This window comes from Pseudomonas synxantha (genome assembly GCF_900105675.1).
Taxonomy (GTDB): Bacteria; Pseudomonadota; Gammaproteobacteria; order Pseudomonadales; family Pseudomonadaceae; genus Aquipseudomonas; species Aquipseudomonas synxantha.
Window position 1 is genome coordinate 2,219,488 of sequence record NZ_LT629786.1, and the last position, 14,571, is coordinate 2,234,058.

Here is a 14,571-nt window from a genome sequence, read left to right on the forward strand (position 1 = left end):
GCTCTCCCAAAAGGATCAGGCAGGAATGCCTTCACGCTTGATGTGCGGCACTGGAATACCCAAGGCGCGCAATTGTTGAAAGACATTCATGAATTCGCGATTGCGTTTTACTTTGCCGTCTTGCAGCTCGAAGGAGTGCAAGAAGTGGTTCTCGTAATAACCTTCCGGGTAACCAGGAAAGAGAATCTTGCCGTGGCCATCACACTCGACCCAGATATGGTTGGGGTCATCGGTTTCAAATACCTTGACGTTGTACCATTCCCAATCCGGGAAGCACTTGAGTGACCAAACAGCATGTTCGGCCAACTTAGCTTTGCCACTGATTACAATCGGTGCACCCGTATCCGTGGTCCATAAACCGCCTGAACCGTCTTCGGTAAACAGTTCATGCCGGCGCAGGCGGTCCTGGCCTTTGGTGCGCATGTATTGTTCAACCGTAGCGCGGTTCTTGCGACGCAGTTCAGTATCGTCAGTGATGGGTTGTTGCACTGTGCTATCAGGCATGCTCAATCTCCAATGGATAAAGGACTTATGAGGCGGGGATACCTTCACGCTTGATTTTTGGCACCGGGATGCCCAAGGCGCGAAGTTGTTCAAAAGGGTTCATGAACTCACGGTTTTGCGTGATCTTGCCGTTGTCCAGCTCGAAGGAGTGGATGTAGTGGTTTTCGCAATAACCTTGCGGATAACCAGGAACTCGAGTGGTGCCGCGGCCGTCACTTTCCACCCAGAAGTGGTTGGGGTTGTCGGTTTCAAACACTCGGACGTTGTGCCATTGCCAGTCTGGGAAGCACTGCTGCAGCCATACTCCGAGCGCGGCCAGCTTAGCGTGGCCCTTAAAGACAAGGGGTTCACCGGTTTCGGTGTTCCAGGAGCCGCCACTGCCATCCGGCGTGAACAACTCATGGCGGCGCAGGCGGTCTTCGCCGTTGGTACGCATGTACTGATCAACAGTGGCGCGGTTTTTTCGGCGAAGTTCAAGATGGTCATTAAAGCCGCCAGATGAAAGCGAACCGGGCATGGGCAATGTTCTCCTTAGTTGACTGAAATTGCGGACAATCAATTAAATAATTAGTTAATTGCATGCGGCGAAATTGAATGCTTTTGAACTGTTTCGCATTGATCGTTTTGTGCGGTGTTGTTTATACACCTGCGTTTCTCGGGCTTGGAACTACCAGATCTTGTAGTGGCTCAGGGCGGGCGCGATCGGTCGGATGGAGTGTTGCATTATTATGAAGGGGCAGGCTCATTCGTCGGCTGAGAAACAGTGGCCTATGGCTAGTTAGTTGGGTTAGACATAAAAAACATGTCGCTAGTGCGAAGCAGTCTATGAGTGTTGATTTTGGGAGTTGACAGACGTTCAGGTTGGTTTAGTCTCACGACTCCCTTGGAGTGTTATAGGCGTTCAAAATGGAATTAGGACAGCTGTTGGGATGGGATGCTTATTTTTACAGTATCTTTGCAAAAGCCATGAACATGGAGGAGTTCACCGTTGTTGCATTGAGAGCCTTGCGTGAACTGCGGTTTGATTTTTTCGCCTATGGCATGTGCAGCGTGACGCCGTTCATGCGGCCCAAGACCTATATGTACGGCAACTATCCCGAGCACTGGCTACAACGCTATCAAGCCGCTAACTATGCGCTGATCGACCCCACGGTGAAACACAGCAAAATCTCGTCGGCCCCCATTTTATGGAGCAATGAGTTGTTCCGAAACTGCCCGGACCTGTGGTCAGAAGCCAACGACTCGAGTCTATGCCATGGCCTGGCCCAACCTTCGTTCAACACCCAGGGCAGGGTCGGGGTGTTAAGCCTGGCACGCAAGGACAATGCCATCAGCCTTCAGGAATTCGAAGCATTGAAGCCAGTGACCAAAGCGTTTGCGGCGGCGGCCCTGGAGAAGATTTCGGCGCTGGAGACTGATGTACGTGCGTTCAACACGGATGTGGAGTTCAGCGAGCGCGAATGTGATGTGTTGCGCTGGACCGCCGATGGCAAGACGTCGGAGGAAATTGGCGTGATCATGGGCGTGTGCACCGACACCGTGAACTACCATCACCGCAACATCCAACGCAAAATCGGCGCCAGCAACCGCGTACAGGCCGTGTCTTACGCCGTCGCGCTGGGCTATATCTGAGGTTCACCTGCTGCGCCGAGTCGCCCAAGAGGACGACTCGGCCGTTATTATCAAGCAGTCTCTTCCAATAACGCCTCAGACGTGAAGGCTGAAGGTAAGCGGGCGCCACGGTGGTGTTCGCGGTGAGCCGAAAGTTTGATGGCGAGAATTTTTTCGCCCTGATGCTCGATTACCGACCCCAGGCGTTCGTACTTGACCCCGTTGATCTTGTAATAGCGTTCCATCGTGCTGTTGACGATTCCGACGATGGCATCGGCACCCGCCAGGCTGGCGGTCTTGAGGGTTTTCCAGAACAAAGGCATGGCCAGTTGCGGTTCGCGGGTGGTGAAGCGTGTCATTTCCCAAATGGCGGGATGCCTGGGTGGTGTGCCTTCGCAGGCATGGCTGAACACACCCTCCAGCAGGTTGGGGAATGTAGTGGGTATCAGCCGGGCGCAGCCGACGATTGAACGATGCTCGTTGAACGCCAGGAGGTAGCGGGCGTGCTCGTTGTCGTATTGATCCCATTCATAACCGGCCTGGTGCGGCGGGATGGGCAATCGCCATCCTAGTTTTTCGACGAATTGTTCATGCCGAAAGCGACCCAGCATGAGTTTAAGCTCGTCGTCCATTGCGCTCAGCGTGTGCTCTTCCATGTGCATGGCAGGGTGTTCCTTGGGGGAGGGGGAAGTGCGGTTTTTTATAGAGGACTTGTGGAGGGTTAGCGACTACAAGATCTTGTAGGGCGGGCTGGTGTGGTCGGCGGGGCTGGAGTGCAAACGAGACGCGAGGACTTCGAGCAGGAATCCAGCGGCCACCTCACGAGCCTCAACAACTTTGAACTTATGCTAACGCCCATCCCCCTAACGCTGTGCAGCTAGCGCCTGGCTCAGGTTGAACCTGAGCTAACTAATTACGAGCAAAGGTTTGGTGATTTATGAAGAGTGAACAAGTCGAAGGTGTTGCAGAAAAGGTTGCTGGAAAGACACAGAGCGTCGTCGGGAAGCTGTTTGGTGATTCCAAGCTGGAAGCAGAAGGCGCTGGTCGTCAAGCGGCTGGTCAGTTGACCCAGACCTACGGCGACGTACTGGACGGCGTATCTACGTTTGTTAAAGAAAAACCAGTTGCTGCAATCGCGATTGGTGCAGTAGCGCTGCTGGTTCTAGATCGTCTCTTTCGCCGCTGAATCATAGAGGAAGGGGCGTTCCGTCAGGGACGCTCCCTCGCTTTCGCAGACGTACACACTTAAGTTTTTCTGGCTGTGGCCAGTAAGGCGGCTGCGCAGAGCATCATTGCGCCCGTTATGCGATTGATGATCGACAATCTCCGTTTCGAAGGGTGCAGAGATCGAATGATGCTTCCAGCAAGAGCCCAGCCTATAGCGGCGATAAACTCGACGGCAATGTAGATTGCACTCAAAACGACGAACTGGGCAGTGAAGGAATCGCCAGCACCAGAAACAATGAATTGGGGAACAAAAGCAGTGAAGAGCAAGATTGCTTTGGGGTTGGTCATGGCTGTCATGAACTCCCTGCGGGCCAAGGAGTAGGCATCGACAGGTTGGAATAAGCCAGAAGCCCCATCTTTGTGACAATCATGGCCTATCAGCATTCTCACGCCGAGATAGGCGAGGTAAAGCACACCTGCCCATTTAAGAATCTGGAAAGCGAGTTCAGACGCCTCTAGCAATGCGCCCAAACCGATAATCACCATTGCGATCATCAGTGCAAAGGCCGTACATCGACCTGAAAGACCGACCACTGTAGGCAGCAAGCCCTGGCTGCTGCCGTTTGCGAATGCAAGCAGGTTGTTGGCGCCTGGTGAGACGGCAACGATTGCTGCTGCGGGAAGAAATAGAAGGATTTGGGCTAGGGTCATGGTTGTAACCTCGGCATCGACAATAATTGATTCTAGCCAGCGCTTGAATAGCCTCAACTGTAAGGGGCGTCAGATAAGTGCAATTGCATAAATATGAAGTTGAGCTGGGTATCTGCCCGTTCCTTGGGTAGTCAAGCCGCCTGGCAATCGATGCAGTCTCGATGCCCTTTGCCGGGCTTGATGGGCTGAAAAGCCTTATATTTTCCACGTCCCCGAAAAGCCAATGCCCCGACAAGTCGGGGCATTGGCTTTCTAATGAGCGAGTGGTCGGTTTGTATCGTTGTGTATCTGCGCGTTGGATAGATACACAGCGATTCTTTTAAGTCGGTTGATGACACATACGGGATACCTGCGGGGCTTTAAATGAACCCATCGAGAAGGCGCAAACCTTCTCCAATGGATGACTCATTTAACTCGCGGCTATCTCTGCGCGTTTCGCGACGTTGTCGACCAATGACTTATAGGAAATTCAAAATGCCTGCAGCAACGTTCGGTTTCACCTGGCGCCATAGTCTGGCTTCTTCCGTGAGAATGGGCGTTTTGGGGTTGGCCCTGATAGCCGGCAGCGGTGGTGCCTGGGCTGCTGGCCCGGCCGCCGATGCGTCAGTTGCCAGCTCGGCCTCGACCAATCCCGAATCGATTCGACCATATCGAATTCACGTCGATGAAGCTCAATTGACTGATCTGAAAAAGCGCATTGCGGCGACCCGCTGGCCGGACAAAGAGACCGTCAATGACGTTTCCCAAGGCGTGCAGTTGGCCCAGGTCCAGGCGCTGGTGAAGTATTGGGGCAGCGGCTATGACTGGCGCAAGGCCGAAGCAAAGCTCAATGCGCTGCCTGAATTCATCACGACTATTGACGGCGTCGATATTCAATTCATCCATGTTCGCTCGCGAAACCCCAACGCGATGCCATTGCTTCTGACACACGGATGGCCTGGCTCACAATTCGAGTTCCTGAAAACTATCGGCCCGCTGACGGATCCCGTTGCTTACGGCGGTAAAGTTGAAGATTCGTTCGACGTGATCATTCCATCGATTCCGGGACACGGTTTTTCCGGTAAGCCAACTGAATTGGGCTGGGGGCCGGATCGAGTCGCGAAGGCTTGGGATGTGCTCATCAAGCGTCTGGGTTATACCCACTATGTTTCCCAGGGCGGAGATCACGGTTCGGTGATATCGGATGCATTGGGACGCCTGAATCCGCCGGGTCTGTTGGGCATTCACTTGAACATGCCGGCCACCATCCCGCCCGAATTGGTCAAGCCGATCAATAGTGGTGACCCAGCCCCTGTCGGGCTCACTGAGCCTGAACGCAAGGCGTTTGATTCCTTGAGCACCTTCTTCGGCCGCAATGCAGCATACGGCGCGATGATGGTTACGCGCCCGCAGACTATCGGTTACCTGCTGGCCGATTCGCCTACCGGTACTGCGGCGTGGATGTACGAAAAAATCGCCGCGTGGACGGACAGCGATGGTCAGCCTGAACGGGTATTGACCCGTGACGAGATGCTGGACGATATCAGCCTGTACTGGCTGACGAATGCAGGCGCATCGTCATCGCGTTTCTACTGGGAAAACAACAACAACAATTTCAGCGCTGCCGCGCAGAACACCGCAAGCATCAAGGTGCCGGTGGCGATCACGGTATTCCCGCACGAGATCTATCAGGCGCCAAAAAGCTGGGCGCAACGCGCTTACCCATCACTTTCCTACTACAGCCAGGTTAACAAGGGCGGCCACTTCGCTTCCTGGGAGCAACCTCAATTGTTCAGCGAAGAGTTGCGGGAGGCCTTCCGGCCGCTGCGCGCCAAGCTGAGCGCAACGAAGACAGCCCAGTAGCTCACACGCCATCGAGTCAACACACCGGGCCGCTATTCGGCGGCTCGCTACGGAGAAACACCATGGAGATGACCTTGCTGAACAACCAAAATAAATCCAGCCGCCTGCGGGGTCTTGCCCCATCGCTGTTGGCAGCAGCGGTGCTGCAATTCGCAGCGGTGGCTGGCGGTTTTTCCCAAGCCAGCGCGGCTGATGTACCCGCGTCCACCATTGGGGCTATCACGCCGGGAGCTCACACCTCTCTCGGTGCTCTTAAGCATGTGAAAGCGGGGCTGCTGGACGTTTCTTACGCGGAACTCGGCCCAGCCGATGGCCCTGTGGTCATTTTGTTGCACGGCTGGCCCTACGATATCAACGCATACGCTGATGTCGCTCCTGCTTTGGCGGACAAGGGATATCGAGTGTTGATCCCTTCTGCGCGTGGTTATGGCGATACGCATTTTCTCTCGGCCAAGACAGTTCGCAATGGTCAACCTGCTGCGCTGGCAAGCGACCTGATCGACTTCATGGACGCGCTGAAGATCAAGACGGCGGTGCTGGGTGGGTTTGACTGGGGCGCCCGCACTGCAGATATCGTTGCCGCACTGTGGCCGGAAAGAGTCAAAGCCCTGGTCGCTGTGAGCGGTTACCTGATAGGCAGCCAAGAGGCGGGCAAGGCGCCATTGCCGCCAGCCGCCGAACTGCAGTGGTGGTACCAGTTCTACTTCGCGACCGAGCGCGGGCGCCTGGGCTACGAGAAAAACACCCATGACTTCGCCAAGCTCATCTGGAAGCTGGCGTCGCCACAATGGAATTTCGACGACGCCACTTATGAGCGCAGCGCGGCGTCCTTGCAAAACCCTGATCACGTGGCCGTGTCGATTTTCAACTATCGCTGGCGCCTGGGGCTGGTCAAGGGCGAGGCCAGATACGACGCGCTGGAGAAGAAACTCGCGGCATTTCCATCCATCAGCGTGCCCACCATCACCCTGGAAGGTGATGCGAACGGCGCACCGCACCCACCTGCCGAAGCGTACGCCAAGCGCTTCACTGGCAAGTATGAGTACCGATTGATCACCGGTGGTGTTGGGCACAACTTGCCGCAGGAAGCGCCGAAAGCCTTCGCCCAGGCGGTGATCGACGCCGATCATCTTTGAAAACCGGATGAGAGGAGGGCGATGATGAAGCTGAAATTTCTTGCCGCGATGTCGGCTGCCATTGCAATCGCAGCGTTGACCGCTACCGGTGTTGCCTCGGGCGACGCCAGTACTGGCGACGCCTCACCGATCTATGGCGTGAAATTACCTGAAAACTACCGCCTATGGCCGCTGATTGCGCCGGCGCAGGAAGCAGCACCCCTGAATGAACTGCGAGCCGTGCTGGGCAATGACTTGGCCATCAAGGCTTATCAGGACTCAACGCTGCCATTCCCCGATGGCACGGTGCTGGTAAAGCTGGCCTGGAAACATGTGCAGTCCCCGGAATTCGAGCCGGCGTCCATCCCGGGGCCGGCCACGACCGTGCAGGTGATGGTCAAGGACTCGAAAAAATATGCAGCAACCGGTGGTTGGGGATTCGGGCGGTTTATCAACGGTAAACCGGCCGATGAAGCCCAACACGACACCTGCTTCGCCTGTCACCAGGCGCGAGTGCGTAATCACGACTTTGTGTTCACTCGCTTCGCTCCCTGATTCCCGTCAAACCTGGAGTTAACAATGAAAAAAGTATTAACCGCACTAGCCGTCGCCGTCAGCCTGAGCATGGCGACACACGCCTGGTCGCAAACTGAAAAACCCACGATTGTGCTCGTGCATGGCGCCTTTGCCGATGCGTCGAGTTGGAATGGCGTCGTGAAGATTCTCGAGAAGGACGGTTACCCGGTGGTTGCCGCTGCCAACCCATTGCGCGGTGTAAAGAGCGATGGTTCGGCAATCTCGGCATTGCTGACGAGCATTCATTCGCCGGTGGTGTTGGTCGGCCATTCCTATGGCGGCAACGTTATCAGTGATGCGGCCAACGATCATGTCAACGTCAAAGCCCTGGTTTACGTCAGTGCGTTTGCACCTGAGGCCGGGGAAACCGTCGCCGGGCTGGCCGGCAAATTCCCGGGCAGCACGCTGGGCCCAACGCTGGCTGCGCCTGTACCGCTGGCCGATGGGGGCAAGGATTTGTACATCCAGCAGGACAAATTTCACAACCAGTTTGCCGCTGACGTCCCCGCGAAAGAGGCGGCATTGATGGCCACCACTCAACGTCCGGTAACAGAAGCGGCGCTCAACGAAGCGTCCGGCAGCCCCGCCTGGAAGCATATTCCGTCCTGGTACATCTACGGCGACAAGGACAAGAACATTCCCCCGCAAGCCATGGCATTCATGGCCAAGCGCGCCGCAGCCAAAGCCGTGGAAGTGGTCAAGGGCGCTTCACATGTCGTGATGGTTTCGAACCCGGAACCGGTTGCCCGCCTGATCGAAAAAGCCGCCACGGCGAAGTAACACGCTGAGGGTATCAATGATCTGGCGAAGGACCAGTTCCCGACAGGACACGGCATTCATGCAACGCCTTCGGAATTGCCGTGACCCAGTGGGCCTATTCGCACGCTATCAAGTCGGTTGACTACTCGCCACAGATCGCCAACTGGGGCCCCATAATCAGGTACGCCACGATGTGGAAGATTAATCACAGTTACATTGATGGAGCATTCGTTCCCGTTCAGGGCAATGAAACGGTGCAATGCATCAATCCAGCTACCGAGGAGGTCATCGGTACGCTCACCCTGGCTGATCGTGAAGATGCCAGGCGCGCTATCGCGGCGGCTTCGCGTGCTCAAGTCGCGATGGGCCGCACCTCGAAGGCCGAGCGTATCGACATGCTCGAGCAGTTGCAGGCTGCCGTGCTGGCGAGCACGAATGAAATTCGCGATACCGCCATCCAAGAGTACGGTGCGCCGTTTGCCCGTGCGCAATGGGTCAGTCGCTACGCTTCGCAGTCATTTACCAATGCGGCGCAGGTGTTGAAACATTTCGACCTGAGTCGTTCGGTCGGTGACGCTACCGTGGTGATGGAGCCGGTCGGAGTCGCGGCGCTGTTTGCCCCCTGGAACAGCACCGCCGGGACGATATGCAGCAAACTGGCATCGGCCATTGCGGCTGGCTGTGCCTCGGTCATCAAACCGAGCGAGTTGAGCCCGTTGCAGACCACCGTACTCGCCCAAGCGTTGCATCGCGCAGAGTTGCCCAAAGGGGTTTTCAACATTCTGTTGGGACGCGGCAGTGATGTGGGTGACGAAATCAGCGCCAGCCCACTCATCGCGAAAATTTCATTCACCGGGTCCACCGCCACCGGAAAGCTCATTGCACGCGCCGGAATCGAGACCATGAAGCGAGTGAGTCTGTCGCTCACGGGGAAGTCGGCCTCTATCATCCTGGATGACGCCGATCTCGACATCGCCATTCCCCTGGCTCTGAATGCGGCGTTCATGAACAACGGTCAGGCATGTGTCGCCGGCACACGTCTGCTGGTGCCACGCACGCACGCCGAGGACATTATCAACCGCGTCAAAAGCCTGGTTGGGGCGATGGTCGTCGGCAATCCGCAGGATCCGGCCACTGCCCTCGGGCCGCTGGTCAATCGCGCCCAATTCGACCGCGTACAAGCTTTCATCCGCCGCGGGCAGGCGCAAGGCGCGACGTTGATTATCGGCGGGGAGGGCAGACCGACCGGTTTGGATAAGGGCTATTTCGTCAGGCCTACGGTCTTTGCCGACGTCAGCAGTGACATGAACATCGCGCAAGAGGAGATTTTCGGCCCGGTGCTATCGATAATTGCGTATGACTCGCAAGAACAAGCGATCGCTATTGCCAATGCCAGTATCTACGGCTTGCAAGCTTATGTGTTTTCCCGGCAACCGGAACGTGCCCAACGCCTGGCGAACCAGCTGCAGGCCGGCTCGGTGTTGATCAACAGAATTTCGCCAGAGCTGCTGGCGCCGTTCGGCGGGGTAAAGCAGTCCGGTGTCGGCCGGGAGTTTGGAGTCTTTGGGCTGGAAGCATTTCTTGAGGCCAAAAGCATCGTGTCCGATTAGCCTGGGGTTGGCGGGAGATTGTGGTCGCACAACCCAGGCCGCAGGAGAAAAAGCTAATGGCCCACGGCGCGTTGCCTGTGGGCCATTGTTTTTTAAGGGTTAAGCGGCTGCAGCTTTCGCCTCCTGCAGCAGTTGCTGAATCATCTTTTCCTGCGTCTTGTAGCCACCTTCTCCGAAGTGGGTGAAACGCACCTGCCCTTTGGCGTCGATCAGGTAGTGCGCAGGCCAGTACTGGTTATCGAAGTTGCGCCAGATCGCGTAGTTGTTATCGATGGCCACCGGGTAAGTGATGCCGAGCTTTTTTACCTCATCCCTGACATTGCTGATGATGCGTTCAAAGCCGTATTCCGGAGTGTGGACGCCGATTACCACCAAGCCATCCTTCTCGTATTTCTGCGCCCAGTCCTTCACATACGGCAGGGCGTGCTGGCAATTGATGCAGTCGTAAGTCCAGAAATCGACGAGCACCACTTTGCCTCTGAGCGACTCACTGGTCAGTGCGGGCGAATTGAGCCATTCCACCGCGCCGGACAGCGACGGCATCGGGCCTTGGGCGTTGTCGAGGGTGGGTTCGGCCTTGGCCTTGCTTACCAGGTATTCGACAACTTTGGGGACGCTTTCCAATACGCCTTTTTCCAGCACGCTGACGCCTTCGGACGACGCCCCGGCCAACAGCGACTTGTCGGCACCGGTAGAAATCATCAGCGCTGCGGCCAGGACCGCAAAACCGGTGGCGCGACGCAGCCAGCCGGTGACCGGAATCGAGGCCTTCAGGCGATTGACTAAACCGCGTCCGGCGAAAATCAGCGTACCCAACGACAGTGCACTGCCCAGGCCGTAGGCTGCCAGCAGCAGGCTGGTTTGCGCATTGGCGCCTTGCAGCATGGCGCCGGTAAGGATCACCCCGAGGATAGGCCCGGCGCACGGTGCCCAGAGCAGGCCGGTAGCGACGCCGATCATCAGCGAACCCAGCGGCCCGGACATTCTGCGCGTCTGGGGGTCGAGGCGATTGCCCAGTAACACGAACGGGCTGGCCAGCCAGCCACTGATTCGCGCCGAAATCAGCGACAAGGCAAACAGCGCCATCACCACCAGTGCCACATGACGCCCGGTGTTGTTGGCCTGAATCACCCATTCACTGCTGACCACGGCCAGACTGGAAATCAGCGCGAAGGTCAGGACCATGCCGCCAAGGGTAAGCAGGATCGATGAGCGTGTGCGGTCGATACCGGCGAACAGAAATGGCACGACCGGCAGGATACAAGGGCTGAGGACGGTCAATAAGCCGCCCAGGAATGCGATGAGGAACATAAGGGTCACCTGATGAAATGTGGGCCGAACTCAGTTATCGCTGTGGCAATCGGCAAATTTGCGGTAGTTCAGGGTCTCGGTCTTGCCCTGCGAATTCAGGTAGGTCAGTTGGGCATCGACAATGCCGCAGGAAGCCCCGGCATCCTGTGTCATTGCCACCACTTTCTGGATGTCCAGGTGCGTGCCGTAGGTGTAGGTTTGCGGCGTGACGTCAGCTTCGGCGCGGGCCGAGAAGGTGCAGATATTCAGGGCGGCAAACAGGCAAGTGGCATAGAGGGTATTGGTGTTCATGGTCGTCTTCTCAAGGCTTCAATGGTTGGGTGGTTCAGTTGAGCCGAGGCGCTTGGGTTGGCCTCGATGTGGCTCATTAGAAGCCCGTGAGGTATCTCGTCTGTGTCAAAAACAGCCGCGGATAACTCGGTTCGTATCAGGACCCGGTCCTGATACACGGCCATACAAACCCCCGGAAATTGTTGTTTTTGCCTCTGCGTGTATCCTTCGCCAGAGCAGATACACTGCAATACAAACCGCCGCGGGCGAACGGACTCAGTCTCTATAGACTGAGCCGCAATTCCCATTGACAGAGGCTTGGCCCATGGAACACGTTGATCACATTCTCATCGTGGACGATGACCGTGAGATTCGAGAGATGGTAGGCAGCTACCTGAAGAAGAACGGCCTGCGCACTACCGTGGTTGCGGATGGCCGCCAGATGCGCTCGTTTCTCGAGACCACGCCAGTGGACCTGATCGTGCTGGACATCATGATGCCCGGCGACGATGGCCTGGTGCTCTGCCGCGACATTCGCGCCGGTAAACACAAGGCCACGCCGGTGCTGATGCTGACCGCCCGCAACGACGAAACCGATCGCATCATCGGTTTGGAAATGGGCGCCGACGATTACCTGGTCAAGCCGTTCGCCGCCCGTGAATTGCTGGCGCGCATCAAGGCTGTGCTGCGCCGTACGCGCATGCTGCCGCCCAACCTGGTCGTTACCGAAACCGGAAGGTTGCTGGAGTTCGGGCGCTGGCGCCTGGACACATCCGCCCGTCATCTGCTTGATGAAGACGGCACCATGGTCGCCCTCAGCGGCGCTGAATATCGCCTGCTGCGGGTGTTCCTCGACCATCCGCAACGGGTACTCAATCGCGACCAGTTGCTCAACCTGACCCAGGGCCGTGACGCAGACCTGTTCGACCGTTCCATTGATCTGCTGGTCAGCCGCCTGCGCCAACGCCTGCTTGACGATGCCCGCGAGCCGGCTTACATCAAAACCGTGCGCAGCGAGGGGTATGTCTTCTCGCTGCCGGTGCAAGTGCTTGGAGCACCGGCATGAAGCCTTCGCTGCATTGGCCTCGAACCCTGGTCTCGCGGCTGTCGCTGATCTTTCTGGTAGGGCTGACCCTGGCGCAGGCCTTGTCCTTCGGCGTGCAGTATTACGAGCGTTACGAAACCGCGAAAAACACCATGCTCGGTAATCTGGAAACCGATGTGTCGACGTCCATTGCCATCCTTGACCGCTTGCCCGCCGAGGAACGCATGGGTTGGTTGAAACAACTGGATCGACGCAATTACCGCTATTTGCTCGATGAAGGCTCGCCAGGCGCCGCCCTGCGTGACACGCCAATTGCAGTGACCTCGATCAAGGAGGCCATCGGCAAGGATTACCCGATGACCGTGACAGACATTCCCGGGCCTATCAAACACTTCCAGGTGCATCTGAAACTGACCGACGGCAGCCCAGTGACCATCGACGTGCGCCCCTCAATGGTGCCGTTGTCGCCGTGGCTGCCGGTGGTTTTGCTGGGCCAGTTGGCCTTGATGATTCTGTGCGCGTGGCTGGCCGTGCGCATTGCCATACGCCCGCTGACCCGCCTGGCCCAGGCCGTGGCAAACCTCGATCCCAATACTCACCCGGTGCATCTGGATGAACAAGGCCCGACCGAAGTCGCACACGCGGCCATCGCCTTCAATGCCATGCAGGCGCGCATTGCTGCCTATCTGAAAGAGCGCATGCAACTGCTGGCGGCGATTTCCCACGACCTGCAAACCCCGATCACGCGTATGAAGCTGCGTGCCGAATTGATGGACGACTGCGGCGACAAAGACAAATTGTGGAATGACCTCGGCGAGATGGAGCATCTGGTGCGTGAAGGCGTTGCCTATGCCCGCAGCGTGCATGGTGCCACCGAAGAAAGCCGCCGTACCGATCTTGATTCATTCCTCGACAGCCTCGTGTTCGACTACCAGGACATGGGCAAGGACGTGCAGCTCAGCGGCAAAAGCAACGCAGTGATTCACACGCGGCCCCACGCGCTGCGCCGAGTGCTGGTAAACCTCACGGATAACGCGCTCAAATTCGCCGGAGCAGCGCAGCTGCGGGTCGAATTGAAGGACGGCGACAGCCTCTCGGTGACCGTGATGGATCGTGGTCCCGGCATCGCCGAAGAGGAGCTGGCCCGTGTGGTTGAGCCATTTTACCGCGTGGAAAATTCGCGCAACCGCAGCACCGGCGGCACGGGCCTGGGCCTGGCTATCGCCCAGCAACTGGCACAAGCCCTCGGCGGCTCCCTGACCTTGAGAAATCGCGAAGGCGGCGGACTGTGCGCAGAACTGAGATTACCGACGCGCTTATCGTAGGAGCAGCGAATCATGCAGGATACGTTCAATCTGTCCCGTTTCGTCGAGGCTCAGCGCCCGGTGTTCAGTCGAGTCATGGACGAGCTGCGCGCGGGCCGCAAGACGAGCCATTGGATGTGGTTCGTCTTCCCGCAATTGCGGGGGCTGGGTCGCTCCGATATGGCCGGACGCTTCGCGATTTGCTCGTGCCTACCTCGAGCATGAGTTGCTGGGGCCACGACTGGAGGCGTGCGTCGCGGCCGTTTTGCAGCATCGAGGGGTGAGTGCCGAGCAGATATTCGGCTCGCCCGATGACCTGAAATTTCGCTCCTGTCTTACGCTGTTCAAGAGTGTCCCGTCCGGCCCCGCTGTGTATCAGCAGGCGCTCGATCAGTTTTATTCGGGTGAGCCGGACCGCAAGACACTGCTCTTGCTTGGGCAATCGGCGTGAGTGCTAAACCCTGGGAGGATCCTTATCAATTGCTGAACGTTGATGTGTATCTGGAGCGACTCAAGGAGGAGGGTGGTGAGTTGCGCCAGCTGCATCATGCTGGACCGACTCAGCTCAGCCGGGTGCGATTGAACCCGCCTTAAAAAGGCGCGCGCTCAAGGCCCGCTGCGTACGCCTTTATCCTGTGCTTCCATGACGAGCCGAGTGCGGCCTTCGGGCAGCAGCATCCGCGCCGTGACCAGTTTGTGTGCCGCTCTGCGGGCAGCCACATAGGCGTCTTTCGTCGGGTAGCGCT

The 14,571-nt window shown here is 57.4% G+C and carries 15 protein-coding genes and 2 pseudogenes; 11 read left to right on the top strand and 6 right to left on the bottom strand.

Annotation, left to right across the window (positions count from 1 at the left end):
* Positions 1–15: 15 nt before the first annotated feature.
* Together BLU48_RS10630 and BLU48_RS10635 are read right to left on the bottom strand one after the other, a co-directional pair.
* Positions 16–504 carry a PhzA/PhzB family protein gene (locus BLU48_RS10630; protein ID WP_043050171.1) on the bottom strand — a complete coding sequence of 163 codons (489 nt, stop codon included), beginning with the start codon at positions 502–504 and terminating at the stop codon, positions 16–18.
* Positions 505–529: 25 nt separating this feature from the next.
* Positions 530–1,021, bottom strand: coding sequence for a PhzA/PhzB family protein (locus BLU48_RS10635; RefSeq protein WP_057022307.1), 492 nt, complete (start codon positions 1,019–1,021; stop codon positions 530–532).
* A 389-nt stretch (positions 1,022–1,410) separates the two neighbouring features.
* On the opposite strand from BLU48_RS10635, the gene BLU48_RS10640 reads away from it, so the two are divergent.
* Entirely contained in the window at positions 1,411–2,136 is a 726-nt protein-coding gene (locus BLU48_RS10640) for an autoinducer binding domain-containing protein (protein WP_057022308.1), read from the top strand.
* 50 nt (positions 2,137–2,186) lie between these two features.
* On the opposite strand, the gene BLU48_RS10645 is transcribed toward BLU48_RS10640, so the two are convergent.
* Positions 2,187–2,777, bottom strand: coding sequence for an acyl-homoserine-lactone synthase (locus BLU48_RS10645; protein WP_057022309.1), 591 nt, complete (start codon positions 2,775–2,777; stop codon positions 2,187–2,189).
* 275 nt (positions 2,778–3,052) lie between these two features.
* Between BLU48_RS10645 and BLU48_RS10650 the strand changes: the two genes are divergently transcribed.
* On the top strand, positions 3,053–3,301 hold the full coding sequence (locus BLU48_RS10650) for a CsbD family protein (RefSeq protein ID WP_046068153.1): 249 nt from the start codon (positions 3,053–3,055) through the stop codon (positions 3,299–3,301).
* Between the two features lie 59 nt (positions 3,302–3,360).
* On the opposite strand, the gene BLU48_RS10655 is transcribed toward BLU48_RS10650, so the two are convergent.
* Entirely contained in the window at positions 3,361–3,993 is a 633-nt protein-coding gene (locus BLU48_RS10655) for a LysE family translocator (protein ID WP_057022310.1), read from the bottom strand.
* Positions 3,994–4,467: 474 nt separating this feature from the next.
* Between BLU48_RS10655 and BLU48_RS10660 the strand changes: the two genes are divergently transcribed.
* The 6 genes and pseudogenes from BLU48_RS10660 to BLU48_RS10680 all read left to right on the top strand — a co-directional run bounded on the left by BLU48_RS10660 (position 4,468) and on the right by BLU48_RS10680 (position 9,895).
* Positions 4,468–5,835, top strand: a complete 1,368-nt coding sequence (locus BLU48_RS10660; RefSeq protein WP_057022311.1) for an epoxide hydrolase family protein — start codon at positions 4,468–4,470, stop codon at positions 5,833–5,835.
* Positions 5,836–5,897: 62 nt separating this feature from the next.
* Entirely contained in the window at positions 5,898–6,971 is a 1,074-nt protein-coding gene (locus BLU48_RS10665; protein WP_057022312.1) for an alpha/beta fold hydrolase, read from the top strand.
* Positions 6,972–6,995: 24 nt separating this feature from the next.
* Entirely contained in the window at positions 6,996–7,505 is a 510-nt protein-coding gene (locus BLU48_RS10670) for a cytochrome P460 family protein (RefSeq protein WP_057022313.1), read from the top strand.
* A gap of 24 nt (positions 7,506–7,529) precedes the next feature.
* Positions 7,530–8,306 carry an alpha/beta fold hydrolase gene (locus BLU48_RS10675; protein ID WP_057022314.1) on the top strand — a complete coding sequence of 259 codons (777 nt, stop codon included), beginning with the start codon at positions 7,530–7,532 and terminating at the stop codon, positions 8,304–8,306.
* Positions 8,307–8,312: 6 nt separating this feature from the next.
* Positions 8,313–8,494, top strand: a pseudogene (locus BLU48_RS32260) (creatininase family protein); the annotation flags it as partial.
* Positions 8,477–9,895 (top strand): aldehyde dehydrogenase family protein, encoded by a 1,419-nt coding sequence (locus tag BLU48_RS10680; RefSeq protein ID WP_057022315.1) that lies wholly within the window; start codon positions 8,477–8,479, stop codon positions 9,893–9,895. The pseudogene BLU48_RS32260 and the gene BLU48_RS10680, both read left to right, overlap by 18 nt.
* Positions 9,896–9,994: 99 nt before the next feature.
* Here the strand turns inward: BLU48_RS10680 and BLU48_RS10685 are convergent, their stop codons facing one another.
* Together BLU48_RS10685 and BLU48_RS10690 are read right to left on the bottom strand one after the other, a co-directional pair.
* Positions 9,995–11,206 carry a cytochrome c biogenesis protein DipZ gene (locus BLU48_RS10685; RefSeq protein ID WP_057022316.1) on the bottom strand — a complete coding sequence of 404 codons (1,212 nt, stop codon included), beginning with the start codon at positions 11,204–11,206 and terminating at the stop codon, positions 9,995–9,997.
* Positions 11,207–11,236: 30 nt separating this feature from the next.
* On the bottom strand, positions 11,237–11,497 hold the full coding sequence (locus BLU48_RS10690) for a DUF2790 domain-containing protein (protein WP_057022317.1): 261 nt from the start codon (positions 11,495–11,497) through the stop codon (positions 11,237–11,239).
* A gap of 304 nt (positions 11,498–11,801) precedes the next feature.
* Here BLU48_RS10690 and BLU48_RS10695 point away from each other — a divergent pair, with 304 nt between their 5' ends.
* The 3 genes and pseudogenes from BLU48_RS10695 to BLU48_RS10705 all read left to right on the top strand — a co-directional run bounded on the left by BLU48_RS10695 (position 11,802) and on the right by BLU48_RS10705 (position 14,276).
* Positions 11,802–12,542, top strand: coding sequence for a response regulator (locus BLU48_RS10695; protein WP_057022318.1), 741 nt, complete (start codon positions 11,802–11,804; stop codon positions 12,540–12,542).
* Positions 12,539–13,846, top strand: coding sequence for an ATP-binding protein (locus BLU48_RS10700; protein WP_057022319.1), 1,308 nt, complete (start codon positions 12,539–12,541; stop codon positions 13,844–13,846). Before BLU48_RS10695 ends, BLU48_RS10700 begins: the two co-directional genes overlap by 4 nt.
* Positions 13,847–13,858: 12 nt before the next feature.
* Positions 13,859–14,276: pseudogene (locus BLU48_RS10705) on the top strand (DUF1810 domain-containing protein).
* Positions 14,277–14,571 lie beyond the last annotated feature (295 nt).

Coding starts and splice junctions, on each gene's coding strand:
- BLU48_RS10630 (WP_043050171.1), bottom strand. CDS start 504: ATGCCTGATAGCACAGTGCAACAACCCATCACTGACGATACTGAACTG.
- BLU48_RS10635 (WP_057022307.1), bottom strand. CDS start 1,021: ATGCCCGGTTCGCTTTCATCTGGCGGCTTTAATGACCATCTTGAACTT.
- BLU48_RS10640 (WP_057022308.1), top strand. CDS start 1,411: ATGGAATTAGGACAGCTGTTGGGATGGGATGCTTATTTTTACAGTATC.
- BLU48_RS10645 (WP_057022309.1), bottom strand. CDS start 2,777: ATGCACATGGAAGAGCACACGCTGAGCGCAATGGACGACGAGCTTAAA.
- BLU48_RS10650 (WP_046068153.1), top strand. CDS start 3,053: ATGAAGAGTGAACAAGTCGAAGGTGTTGCAGAAAAGGTTGCTGGAAAG.
- BLU48_RS10655 (WP_057022310.1), bottom strand. CDS start 3,993: ATGACCCTAGCCCAAATCCTTCTATTTCTTCCCGCAGCAGCAATCGTT.
- BLU48_RS10660 (WP_057022311.1), top strand. CDS start 4,468: ATGCCTGCAGCAACGTTCGGTTTCACCTGGCGCCATAGTCTGGCTTCT.
- BLU48_RS10665 (WP_057022312.1), top strand. CDS start 5,898: ATGGAGATGACCTTGCTGAACAACCAAAATAAATCCAGCCGCCTGCGG.
- BLU48_RS10670 (WP_057022313.1), top strand. CDS start 6,996: ATGAAGCTGAAATTTCTTGCCGCGATGTCGGCTGCCATTGCAATCGCA.
- BLU48_RS10675 (WP_057022314.1), top strand. CDS start 7,530: ATGAAAAAAGTATTAACCGCACTAGCCGTCGCCGTCAGCCTGAGCATG.
- BLU48_RS10680 (WP_057022315.1), top strand. CDS start 8,477: ATGTGGAAGATTAATCACAGTTACATTGATGGAGCATTCGTTCCCGTT.
- BLU48_RS10685 (WP_057022316.1), bottom strand. CDS start 11,206: ATGTTCCTCATCGCATTCCTGGGCGGCTTATTGACCGTCCTCAGCCCT.
- BLU48_RS10690 (WP_057022317.1), bottom strand. CDS start 11,497: ATGAACACCAATACCCTCTATGCCACTTGCCTGTTTGCCGCCCTGAAT.
- BLU48_RS10695 (WP_057022318.1), top strand. CDS start 11,802: ATGGAACACGTTGATCACATTCTCATCGTGGACGATGACCGTGAGATT.
- BLU48_RS10700 (WP_057022319.1), top strand. CDS start 12,539: ATGAAGCCTTCGCTGCATTGGCCTCGAACCCTGGTCTCGCGGCTGTCG.